At 61.2% G+C, this 11,859-nt stretch carries 11 protein-coding genes; 3 read left to right on the top strand and 8 right to left on the bottom strand.

The genetic code is table 11. The features are described from left to right. Positions 1-93: 93 nt before the first annotated feature. From HZA03_02765 to HZA03_02795, 7 genes are all read right to left on the bottom strand, one after another. The gene (locus tag HZA03_02765) at positions 94-744 is read right to left on the bottom strand and encodes a deoxynucleoside kinase (protein ID MBI5636874.1); all 651 of its coding nucleotides are present in this window, start codon (positions 742-744) and stop codon (positions 94-96) included. Then, entirely contained in the window at positions 722-1,219 is a 498-nt protein-coding gene (gene folK, locus HZA03_02770; protein ID MBI5636875.1) for a 2-amino-4-hydroxy-6-hydroxymethyldihydropteridine diphosphokinase, read from the bottom strand. Before folK ends, HZA03_02765 begins: the two co-directional genes overlap by 23 nt. Positions 1,220-1,240: 21 nt before the next feature. Then, entirely contained in the window at positions 1,241-2,476 is a 1,236-nt protein-coding gene (locus tag HZA03_02775) for an LL-diaminopimelate aminotransferase (protein ID MBI5636876.1), read from the bottom strand. Positions 2,477-2,575: 99 nt separating this feature from the next. Continuing rightward, positions 2,576-3,316, bottom strand: coding sequence for a TlyA family RNA methyltransferase (locus tag HZA03_02780; GenBank protein MBI5636877.1), 741 nt, complete (start codon positions 3,314-3,316; stop codon positions 2,576-2,578). 192 nt (positions 3,317-3,508) lie between these two features. Further along, positions 3,509-5,446, bottom strand: a complete 1,938-nt coding sequence (locus tag HZA03_02785; protein ID MBI5636878.1) for a 1-deoxy-D-xylulose-5-phosphate synthase — start codon at positions 5,444-5,446, stop codon at positions 3,509-3,511. Positions 5,447-5,448: 2 nt separating this feature from the next. Beyond that, complete coding sequence (locus HZA03_02790) at positions 5,449-6,336, bottom strand: polyprenyl synthetase family protein (protein MBI5636879.1); 888 nt, start codon at positions 6,334-6,336, stop codon at positions 5,449-5,451. Beyond that, positions 6,320-6,586, bottom strand: coding sequence for an exodeoxyribonuclease VII small subunit (locus HZA03_02795; protein ID MBI5636880.1), 267 nt, complete (start codon positions 6,584-6,586; stop codon positions 6,320-6,322). Before HZA03_02795 ends, HZA03_02790 begins: the two co-directional genes overlap by 17 nt. Positions 6,587-6,840: 254 nt before the next feature. On the opposite strand from HZA03_02795, the gene HZA03_02800 reads away from it, so the two are divergent. The 3 genes from HZA03_02800 (at position 6,841) to HZA03_02810 (ending at position 10,369) form a co-directional block, all read left to right on the top strand. Continuing rightward, complete coding sequence (locus tag HZA03_02800; protein MBI5636881.1) at positions 6,841-8,499, top strand: AAA family ATPase; 1,659 nt, start codon at positions 6,841-6,843, stop codon at positions 8,497-8,499. A gap of 19 nt (positions 8,500-8,518) precedes the next feature. Beyond that, positions 8,519-9,241, top strand: coding sequence for a hypothetical protein (locus HZA03_02805; protein MBI5636882.1), 723 nt, complete (start codon positions 8,519-8,521; stop codon positions 9,239-9,241). A 237-nt stretch (positions 9,242-9,478) separates the two neighbouring features. Then, positions 9,479-10,369: a hypothetical protein gene (locus HZA03_02810; GenBank protein MBI5636883.1), complete on the top strand. Its 891-nt coding sequence runs from the start codon at positions 9,479-9,481 to the stop codon at positions 10,367-10,369. Positions 10,370-10,512: 143 nt separating this feature from the next. Here HZA03_02810 and HZA03_02815 read toward each other — a convergent pair whose 3' ends face one another. Beyond that, entirely contained in the window at positions 10,513-11,757 is a 1,245-nt protein-coding gene (locus HZA03_02815; protein ID MBI5636884.1) for a bifunctional folylpolyglutamate synthase/dihydrofolate synthase, read from the bottom strand. Positions 11,758-11,859: the final 102 nt, after the last annotated feature.

Raw genomic sequence — 11,859 nt, forward strand, 5'->3', positions numbered from 1 at the left:
GTGCTCCTTTCCGCGGCCGGGAAAGAAAGAATGCCTGGCGTATGCCCCCGTCAGCGAAGGGAGGGGGCCGCCGTTCTTTCCGTCCCGGTCAATTTACATTGATCCAAGCGGATTGAAAAATTCCCTCCCTTTTACCGGGCGGGAAATTTTCTCCAGCAATTTAATAAAGTCCTGTTCGTTCTCCACAAAATCGATGCCGCTGGTGTTCACCTGCAGCGATGGCCCGGCATCGTAGTGGAAGAACCACCGGTGGTAGGCCTCGTTGACCTCCGCGATGTACTTTTCCTCGATGCCGGCTTCAAAATTCCGTCCCCGCTTCCCTATCCGGCGAACCAGCGTGTCCGTGTCCGCCGAAAGGAAAATGACGAGGTCCGGCTTTACCAGCCGCGCCAGCAACAATCCGTAAATTTCATTATACAGCTTGAATTCCTCGGAATCCAGATTGAGCAGGGCGAAGAGCCGATCCTTTTCCAGCATGTAGTCCGCCACCACCATTTTTTGGAACAGGTTTACCTGATTGGCCTCCTGCAGCTGCTTTTGGCGGGAGAGGAGGAAGAACATCTGCGCCTGGAATGCGTACTGCCGCCGGTCTTTGTAAAAGCCGGACAGGAAGGGATTTTCCTCCACCTTTTCCATGATGGTCTGCGCGCCGAAGTGCCCCGCCAGCTTCAGGGTAAGCGAGGATTTTCCCACCCCGATCGGCCCCTCGATGGCGATGTAGTTAGGCGCGCGCGGACCCTTCACGGGTTACCTGTTGATCCGCGGTTAAAGCGTTAAGCGCCGCGCTGGTCCGCTTCAACACCGGGTGGACAATATGCGGGGCGATCTCGGCCAGCGGTTCCAGCACAAAGCGGCGCTGGGCCATCCGCGGATGCGGCACCGAAAGGCGCGGCAATGCCACGATGTGGCTGCCGTAAAGGAGAATGTCGATATCGATGGGACGGTCGGTATAAAGCCCCTTGCTGCGGCGGCCGAGGGAAAGCTCGATCTCCTCCAGCCGGTCCAGCAGGTTCAGCGGGTCCAGCGCGGTGCGCAGCTCGGCCACGCAGTTGAGAAAGGGGGTGGCGTCTTTCTCCATCCCGACCGGCGCGGCGCAATACATGCCGGAGAGGGCCGCAACCTCCACGCCGTCGAGCTTGCGCAGTTCGGCGATGGCGGCCGCCATGTTGGCGCGGCGGTTCCCCTCGTTCGATCCGAGGGAGAGATAGACCGTTTCCATGTTTTTCATTGTATCGGCGGCTCAGAAAACGAGGCCGGCCTCCAGCATCCGTTGCTTCATCAGGGCGACGACCCGTTTTTCGTCCGCCTCGTCTTTCGCTTCGAAGGTGCAGCCGAAGCGGAGGAAGCTTCCCACGGTGTCTTCCGGCACGGTGGAGATCAGCTTTTCCTTGATGAGGAACTGGCTGGCATCCTCGGCGGTGGCGAATTTCACGCCCCCCTTCGTCCCCTTGGGGGCGGGCACATACAGATAGAACGTGCCGCCGGGGAGTTTGGCGTCGAAGCCCACTTCCCGCAGAGCGTCCACCATCAGCTTGAGTTTGCGTTCATATTTCGCCACCGTCCGGGCGGTGATGGCGGGGTTTTGCAGCGCCTTGACGCCGGCGTGCTGGATGGCGGCGAACTGGCCGCTGTCGCAGTTGTCCTTCACCGTGGCGAAGGCGTTGACGACGAGCGGGTTGCCCGCGACGAACGCCATGCGCCAGCCGGTCATGTTGAACGCTTTGGAGAGGGAGTGGATTTCCACGCCGACGTCCATCGCGCCGTCGATGCTCAAGAAAGAGAGCGGCTTGCGGCCATAGACCAGCGCGCCGTAGGCGGCGTCCTGCACCACCACCAGCTTGTGCTTGTTGGCGAACGCGACAACTTTTTCAAAAAACTTCGCGTCGGCCATCGCGCCGGTCGGGTTGTTCGGGTAGTTGATGTAGAGCATCTTCGCCTTCGCCAGCTTGTCGGCGGGGATGGCGTCGAGATCGGGCAGGAAGCCGTTCTCGCGCTTGAGTGGCAGGTTCACCACCTCGCCGCCGTAATAGGCGGTGTGCGTCCCCATCACCGGGTAGCCCGGCACGGTCATAAAGGCGACGTCGCCGGGATTGATGAAACAGGCCGGCATCATGGCCAACGCCGGCTTGCTGCCGATGGCGTGGTTGACGTGCTTTGCGGGGTCGAGCCCCTTCACGCCGTACACGGCGTCCATGTACGCGCAGGCGGCGTCCTTGAACGCTTGTATGCCGTTGTCGGTGTAGCCCCGGTTTTCACGCCGCCGGGCCTGGGCGATTAATTCATCCACAACCAGTTTATCGGCCATCCAGTCCGGCTCGCCGACGCCCATGTCGATCATCTCCGCGCCCGGATTGGCGGCCAGGGCCGCGCGCTTGGCCCGCTTGATCTTCTCGAATTTGTAGATTTTATCTTCTTTGCCGAAGTTCTTGCCGCCGATGCGCTCGGCAAACAGCTGCTGTATGTACGGTTCGCTCATACGGTCTCCAAATATGCCGGTTGTGCATCCGGTTTTGTAAAAAAGGAATGGTACGGCAAAACCGCCTTCGGGTCAATGCCGCCCGGCACAATCCGGATTTTACTTTCTCCGGAAGGCGGCGAGAAACTCGCGGTTTCCCTTTGTGCCTTCGATGGGGGAATCGATATGGCCGATGGCGGCAAGGCCGAGGCCGCTCCCCAGCGCGAGGATTTTATCCACCACGCGTTGATGCACCTTGGGGTCGCGCACGATGCCGCCGCTTCCCACCTCTTCGCGCCCCGCCTCAAACTGCGGCTTCACCAGCGCGATGCAGACGCCGCCGGGGGCCAGAACCGCAACGGCGGGGGGGAGGATCAGCTCCAGCGAGATGAACGACACGTCGACGGCGATGATGTCGAACGGCCCGCCCACATCCTCCGGCCTCAGGTTGCGCGCGTTGTATTCCTCGATGACGGTTACGCGCGGGTCGTTCCGCAGTTTCCAGTCGATCTGGTTTTTTCCCACATCCACAGCCACCACTTTCGCCGCGCCGCGTTGCAACAGGCAGTCGGTGAAGCCGCCGGTGGACGCGCCGATGTCCAGCGCGGTTTTTCCCGCCGGGTCGATGTGGAATGCGTCCAGCGCCGCCGCGAGCTTCAGTCCGCCGCGTCCCACATAGGGGTGGTCTTTCCCCTTCACTTCGATAACGGCGTCGTCCGCCACCGCCTCGCCGGCCTTTTCGGCTTTCCGGCCGTCGACGAAGATGTTGCCGGAGAGGATGAACGACTGTCCCCGCGCGCGGGTGGGGGCGAGACCCCGCTCAACCAGCAGCAGGTCGAGACGTTTTTTTTTCAGAGCCATTCTTTAATGCCGATCGGATGTCAACATGGAGTAATTCCGGGAAAAAGAATTCCTCCCCTTTTAAAGGGGAGGAGCAGGAGGGGTTTTAAAAAACCTCCCCTGTATCCCCTCCTTGAAAAGGAGGGGAGGCAAATGGAAACCGGCATCATTATCATATCTATGGCATCCGATTGGTATAAGGGAGGGGCGCCGTCAGGGGCGGCGGATTTCGGATTCCTTTTTGAAGATGAACTTTTCGAGGTCGTTGGGCGCCTTGAACAGTTCGAGTGCTTTTTGGGCGATGCCTTTGGCGTCCAGCCCGAAGCGGCTGCGGGCGCTCTCCTGCGTGCTTTGCTCGACGAAGCGGTCCGGGATGCCCATCGCCGCGCCGATGATGTTGCCAAGCCCTTCCTTGCGCAGTTCCTCGAACACCGCGCCGCCAAAGCCGCCCGCCAGCGCGTTTTCCTCCACCGTGATAATGTGGCCGCAACGTTTGGCCCACGCGCCGATGAGCGCGGTATCAATCGGCTTGGCATAGCGGGCGTTTATCACCGCCACCGAAACGCCGTCTTTGGCGAGCATGTTGGCCGCCTCCACCGCTTCATGCACCATGTTGCCGATGGCGCAGATGAGCAGGTCGTTTCCTTCGCGCAGCAGTTCGGCCTTGCCGATGCCTATTTCGTTGTACCCCTGATCCAGCGGCACGCCCAGCGCGTTGCCGCGCGGATAGCGCAGCGCCACCGGGCCGTTGTGGTTCACGGCGGTGAAAAGCATGTGGCGCAGCTCGTTTTCGTCTTTCGGGGCCATCACCACCATGTTCGGCACGATCCGCATGAAGGAGAGGTCGAATGCCCCCTGATGGGTGGTGCCGTCGTCCCCCACGATGCCGCCGCGGTCCAGCGCGAAGACGACCGGCAGGTTCATGTTGCAGACATCGTGTATCACCTGGTCGTAGGCGCGCTGCATGAAGGTGGAATAGATGGCGACGACGGGCCGGTATCCTTCGGCGGCCAGCGCGCCGGCGAAGGTGACGGCGTGCTGTTCCGCGATACCCACGTCGAAGGAGCGTTCGGGGAATTTTTGCATGAATTCCACCATGCCGGTGCCGTCCGGCATCGCGGCGGTGATGCCGACCAGCTTCGGCATCATGCCGCCCAGTTCCACCATCGTTTTGCCGAAGACGGCGGTGTAGGTGAGCGCGGGAGGGGCGGTTTTTTTGCCGGTGGCGACGACGAACGGCGAGGTGCCGTGGAACGGCCCCGATTTTTCCTCGGCGGGAACATACCCTTTCCCCTTGCGGGTCACCACGTGGATGAGCCGCGGTCCCTCCAGCTTTTTCACGCTTTCCAACGTCTCGATGAGGAACGGCAGGTTGTGCCCGTCTATCGGCCCGAAGTATTTGAACCCGAGGTCTTCAAACAGGCGGCCGGGGGCCAGCACGTTTTTCACCATCGATTTCAGCCCCTCCTCCACCGAGTGGGCCAGCAGCTGCACCGTGTGCCCCACGCGCGGGATTTTTTCCAGCAGGCCGTCGACGTCTTTCACCATGCGGTTGTATATCTCGCCGCTGATGATGCGGTTGAGGTGCTTGGAGAGCGCCCCCACGTTGGGCGATATCGACATCTCGTTGTCGTTCAGAATGACGATGAGGTTGGTTTTGTGCGCGCCGGCGTTGTTCAGCCCCTCGAAGGAGAGGCCGCTGGTCATGCTGCCGTCGCCGATCACCGCCAGCACGTCGTGCTTTTGGCCGCTGAGGTCGCGCGCGGTGGCAAGGCCCAGCGCCGCCGATATGGAGGTGCCGGCGTGGCCGGTGTCGAAATGGTCGTACACCGGGCTTTCCGCGCGGCGCGGGAAGCCGGAGATGCCCCCCTCCTGCCGCAACGTGTGAAATTTGTCGAACCGGCCGGTGAGCAGCTTGTGCGTGTAGCACTGGTGCCCCACGTCCCAGACTATTTTGTCGTTAGCGAAATCAAATACCCGGTTGAGCGCGATGGTCAGCTCCACCACCCCCAGGTTCGGCGAAAGATGCCCGCCGGTGGCGGCCACCGTCTCGATGATTTTTTGGCGGACCTCGGCGGCCAGTTCGGCGAGCTCCGCTTCCGAAAGTTTTTTAAGCTCGGCGGGGTTTTTCAGGTTCGGCAGTATCCGCATGTTCATTTTGTCCTCGCGCCGATATACACGGCCAGTTCTTTGAGGAATCGGGTATCCCCCTTCACCGGGGCCAGCGCCGTCACCGCCTCGTCGATCAGCCTGAACCCGTATTTTTTCGATTCCTCCAAGCCCATCAGCTTGGGATAGGTGGTCTTCTTCTTTTTTTCGTCGCCGCCGACGTTCTTGCCCATCTCTTTGGCGTTTCCCACCACGTCGAGGATGTCGTCAAACACCTGGAAGGCGTGGCCGATTTTTTTGCCGTAAGCCAGCATGGCGGCGGCGGTGGCATCGTCCGCCCCGCCCAGCAGCGCGCCGGTTTCCGCCGCGGCGGCTATCATCGTGCCGGTCTTGTGGCGGTGGATGTATTCCAGCGTTTTCAAATCGGCGTCCTTATTCTCGTTTTCCATATCGGCCTGCTGGCCGCCGACGGTACCCTCGGCGCCGACCGCTTTGGCCACCGTGCGGGCCACCCGCACCATCACGGCGGGATCCAGCTTCGTCCCGTGCGGCTGCTCCGCCGTCAGCTCGAAGGCGAGCGTCAGCAGTCCGTCGCCGGCGAGGATGGCGGTGGCCTCGCCGAACTTGATGTGGTTCGTCGGCATGCCGCGGCGCAGCGCGTCGTTATCCATCGCGGGCAGGTCGTCGTGTATCAGCGTGTAGGTGTGGATGATCTCGAACGCGGCCGCGGTGGGCAGCGCCGCCGCGCGGTTCCCGCCGGCCGCCTCGCATGCGGCGAGGCAGAGCACGGGCCGCAGCCGTTTGCCGCCGGCGTTGACGGAGTACTCCATCGATTCCATCAGCCGCGCCGGCACGCCGCCGCGCCGCGCGTCGAAAACCCGTTTCAGTTCGCGTTCGGTTTCGGCGCGGAGCGCTTCAAAATGGGAGTTCATCCTGGTCCGCTTCCTCCGGTTTGCCTTCGTCCAGCGGTTCGGTTGTCAGGTTCCCCTTTTGATCCTTCACCAGCTTTTCGATTTTCTTTTCGGCCTGCTCGAGATGCGTGTGGCATACGCGGGCCATTTTTATCCCTTCCTCGAACACCTTGAGCGATTTTTCCAGTTCAAGGTTACCCCCTTCCAACTCTTCCACAATCTGTTCGAGCCGTTCGAGCGCTTTTTCAAATTTGATTTTTTCTTCAGCCATTTTTCGATTATAGCCCAAAAGGAGGGGAGAAACCCAGCCACAAGCGGGGAAGCCTCCGGCGTCCCAGCGATCAGTTTCCACTCAAACAAAAAATGGGGGAGGGGGCCGCGGATGCCAACGAAAAACGGGGGCAATGCCGCGGCGCGGCAAAAATAATAATGTATTTGCGCCGTTAAAACAACGAGATGTATGCGGCTTCTTAACTTGGCACATCATTTGCTCGTTCACTGTTTCAAATAGGGGAAACAAGCTATATGTACACAAGATATTTTGGGCTGAATGAGAAACCGTTCAACCTGACGCCCGACCCCAAATTTCTTTATTTGGGGGCGTGCCACAAGGAGAGTTACGCGCAGCTTCTTTACAGCGTCAAGGAGCATGTCGGCTTTATGGCGCTTGTCGGCGAGGTGGGAACCGGAAAAACCACCATCTGCCGCTCGTTTTTGGGACAACTTCCCGAAACATGCAGCGTGGCTTTCATCTTCAACCCGAATCTTGACGACATCGAACTGCTTAAGAGCTTCAATAAAGAGCTTGGCATCGAATACCGTTTGGCAAGCAAAAAAGCGCTGCAGGACGTTCTTTTCGCGTATCTGCTGGAACGGCGGAAAGCCGGCGGCCAGGTAATTTTGGTGGTGGACGAGGCGCAAAACCTTTCTCCTTCGGTGCTGGAGCAGGTGCGCCTCCTCTCGAACCTTGAGACGGACACCGAAAAACTGTTGCAGATCATCCTGGTGGGGCAGCCGGAACTGGCGCTCATGCTGGAAAACGAATCGCTCCGCCAGCTCAAGCAGCGGATAAGCGTCTGGAGCCGGCTCTTCCCGCTCGATTACGAAGAAACGGCGCGGTATGTGAATCACCGCCTCCGCACCGCCGGCGCCGCGCGTCCGGAGATGTTCAACCGGGGGGCGTTCAAGGAGATTTACCGGTTCTCCAAAGGAGTCCCCCGCCTGATCAACGTGGTGTGCGACCGTGCCCTGCTGGCCGCCTATGCGGGCGGACACAAGCAGGTTACCGCCGGCATTCTGCGCAAATGCACCGCCGAATTGGGCGGCAAACCGGCGCGGCACGGATGGGTGACGAAGCTCACTTCGGCGCTGGCCGCCGGGCTGGCAATGGGGGCCATTGCCGCGTTGACCGCCTCCGGCGCCTTTTCGGGGGTGTTCACCGCCGAGGCGAAATCAGGCAAGGAGGCGCGAAACGCCGTTCAACCGTCCGCGCCGCAAACCGTTGCCGCCGGTGCGCCGGTGGCTCCGCTGGCGCCGGCCACGCTGCCGTCCTCCACCGCGAGGGTTCTGGATAAAATTGACGAATTCACGGGGGACGCCGCCCGCGCCGCCGCCGCCGAGCGTGTGCTGGCCCGCTGGGAAGAGCAGGAACCCCTTTCCATCGGCGAGAAAGAACTCGACTATCCGCGGCTTGCCAAAAAGCGCGGCCTTAAATGTTTCACCGCCCATATGGACCTGACGCAGTTGCGCGCCATAAATTATCCGGCCGTGCTGGAAGTGAGCGACGGCAAAAACACCGGCCTCATGCCGTTGGTGATAATCATGGGCGACGAGTACTACAGCCAAACACCGGGCGGCGCCTACGCCACCCGGGAGTGGATGGAAAAACACTGGACCGGCAAGGTTCACATCTTCTGGAAAGACCACGAACAACTGCCGGAGATGCTTAAGCGCGGCAACAAGGGCGGCGCGGTCGTTTGGCTGCAGCAAAGCCTCAGCCGCCTCGGCTATATCGCCGACGCGAATGGCATCACCGGCGGCTATGGCCCCAAGACCGAGCGCTCGGTGCTGATTTTCCAGACCGACAACCGGTTGCCGGCGGACGGGCAGGTGGGGGATACCACCAAGATGCTGATCTACGGCCTGCTGCCCGAATATAAAACCCCGCACATCTCGCTTTCGTGACGGTGGATAGGGAGCGCCGGTGAGCATTATTCTTGATGCTTTGCGCAAGGTGGAGCGGGAACGGCCCCCATTACGGCGGGCCGCGGATGCCGGCCGGCGGGCGCTGGAAAATACGGCGATGGATCCCGCGGGGTTTTTCCATGGCCATTATCTAGGGTTTTTGGCCGCCGGAGGGCTTTTGGCCTTTACCGGGGGCTTCTGTTTCGCGGCGGGCATGGCGGGGCGCAATCCCTTGCATCCGCTTGCCGCGGAAGCCATGACAAGGAATGAACCGGCGGTAATTGTGTCCACCGCCATTGAATCCGGGGACGTGGCGCGCCAAGGCGGAGAGGAGGCGCGGAATGGCAGTCAACCATCCGCGCACGAGGAGTTGCATGGCGCCGCCGCCAATCCCAAGGAGAAGCAAGGGGCCGGACCGCGGGGAGTTGCGGGAGAGGTTTCTCCCCGAAAAACGGCCGGCCCCATTTTATCCGCCACCCATAATCGAATTGAACCGCGCGGGACCGAGCCGCCTGTCCGCCATGGCGCGCAGGCGGCCCCCGCGCCGGTATTTCTGCTCGATGGCATCGTGTACCATGACGACCCGGATAAACGGACCGTGTTGCTGCGCGTGCGCGGCGGCGAAAGCGCCCTGCTTAACATCGGGGAGAGTTTGCGCGGCTATCGGGTGGGCGCCATCGGCCAATCGCGCGTCGCGCTTGCCGCGGCCGATGGAAAAAAGATTGAACTTGCCCTCGATTAACGATATGTAAAGAAGATGCGGTATGGACATGGATACGGCCCTCAAGAATTTGACAAGGGAACGGAGGCGCGGAACGGCGCTCAACAATCCGCGCCGGGAGTCCGCTATAACGGAACTGAACGCCCTGGAAATGGAAATCAGATCGCGGGGCTTCGTGCTTGCGGCGTGCGCGGCGGACGAAGGGGCGGAAGCGGCGGATCCGCGTATCGCCGATACCCGCGTTGGCTATTTCGGCATATGGGAGTGAGGGCGCTGACGGCCCTTCTCCTCGCGCTCATCACGTTCATCGCGGCTCCCGTCCACGGCGCGGAGGCGCGGGAGGCCGCCCACGGCGGCTTCCAGGTTAAAGGTCTCGCCTTTCCCCGCGGCTTCATCGTTGACGAAGCGACGGGGTACTACTACATCGCCAACCTCAACGGCCGCCAACTTTCCAAGGGGAACCGCGGCTTTATCACCCGGCTTAATCCGGACGGCGCGCTGGCGGAGCTCAAATTCATCCAGGGGAAGAAAGGCGGCATCACGCTCCACGCCCCCAAAGGGCTGCTGATAGACGGCGACCTTCTTTATATTTCCGACATCGACCATGTGGTGGTGGCGGATAAAAACAGCGGCGCGTTTGTGGCGTCGGTCGACCTCGCCGCGCACGGGGCGCAATACCTGGCCGATATGGCCCGCGGCCCCAAGGGGCGCATCTACGTCTGCGATACCATCGGATCGAGGATATTTATCCTCGATCCGGCCAGGAATTATGAGGTGTCGGTTTTCGCCTCCGGCAAGGATCTCGATTCCCCCAGCGCCATCGCCTACAGCCCGAAGCTGGACAAATTTTTAGTCACGCTCGCATCCGGCCATGTTGGCGCCATCGATATGGCGGGGAAGGTGGATCCGAAGTTCATCAATGTGGGTTCCCGCAACCTGGTCGGGATGGATATCGACGACGAGGGGCATATCTACGTGGTCAGCTTCACGCACGGCAGGGTGATGCAGATGGATAATCTGGGGCAGGGGCAGAAACGGATTTTAGGGGAAAAGCTCAACACCCCCGGCTCACTTTTCGTCGACCGCAAAAACCGCGAAATCCTCATTCCGCTTACGCTTTCCCACCGCCTGATCTCGCTGGATTACTGATTTCCCCGGCGGGTCGCACCTTCCCTTGGTACCACAGGTTTTAACCTGTGGTTGCCGCGTTAGCGGCAAGATTTTCTTGGCCCTCGCGGGCCAACAACAGGATGAATCCTGTTGTACCAATTCCCGCGCTTCTTAAGCCCACCCTACCGCCCAAACAGCTTTTTTCCCGCCTCCACCGTGGTGAAACTGCCGGTAACGCAGAGGATGCGCGGCAACCGGCGCGGCGCGGCGGCAACCGCCTTTATTCCCATCGCGCGCGCGGCGTCCGCCAGCAGTCCGGCGTCCAGCCCCCGTTTCGCGTCCGGCTTTATGCAGTAAATTGTATCCGCGAGCGGCTTGAGTATTTTCAGCATGGCGGAAAAGTCCTTGTCGTCCAGGATGCCGAGCAGGAAATCGCATTTTGTAACGCCGGCGCCGCGCAGGTTTTTTACCAATTCCTTCATTGCGGCGGGGTTGTGCGCCACGTCGTGGATAATGGTTTTTTCGCCGCGCCACGCCGCCTCGAAACGTCCCGGCAGGCGGGCCGCCGCCACACCGCTTTCTATTTGTTTCGGCCGCACGGCAAAATGCCTTTGGGTCAACAGCGACTGGGCGGCCAGCGCCGCGTTGGCAAGCTGGAATTTTCCCCGCATCGCGGGGGCGAGGCGCAGCCGCGTGCCGTCGGCGGCGGTGAACAGGCCGCGATGCGATACCGTGAAATCCCGCCCGATGAACAGCGCGGGTGATTTTTTTGAACGCGCCGCCGCGGCGATAACCCTGTTCGCCGCCGCATCCGTGCAGCCGCAGACGAGGGGGCGGCGCGGCTTGATTATCCCCGCCTTTTCCGCCGCTATCTCCGCCACGCTGTTTCCCAATATCGCGGTATGCTCCAGCGATACGTTGGTGATGACCGACACATCGGGCGTTACCGCGTTGGTCGCGTCGAAGCGCCCCCCCATCCCCGTTTCCAGCACCGCCACGTCCACCCCGGCGCGGGCGAAAAGGCAAAAAGCCAGCGCGGTGCTCCACTCGAAGAAGGTGAGGTATCGCGGCGCGTCTTCCCGTTTCAGCGCCGCTTCATACGCGCGGCCCATCCACCGCAATGTTTCAAAAATCTCTTTTTGCGGGACGAACGCGCCGTCAATAAGAAAGCGTTCCCGGAAATCGCTCACGTGCGGGCTGTAATACGCGCCGGTTTTATACCCCGCCGCCGTGAGCGGCGCGGCGATCATCGCGGTGGTGGAGCCTTTGCCGTTGGTGCCGGCCACGTGGAAACAGGGGAACTTTTTGTGCGGGTTCCCCAGCGCGCGCAAAAGCCGTTTGGCGGGGGCCAGCGCCGGGCGGATGCCGAACCGTTGCATCCCGTAGAGTTCCTTGAGTATCTGCCGGTACGTCTTTCCCGCGAACATCCCCGTACTATACTCTTTTCCCGGCTTTAGTAGATACTCCTGTCGCACATTGGCGCGCCGCGCCAAGCAGGTCGGCCCGTTGGGCCGATTGTCCCCTTGAAG

This window comes from Nitrospinota bacterium (assembly GCA_016217735.1).
Classification (GTDB): Bacteria; Nitrospinota_A; UBA7883; order JACRGQ01; family JACRGQ01; genus JACRGQ01.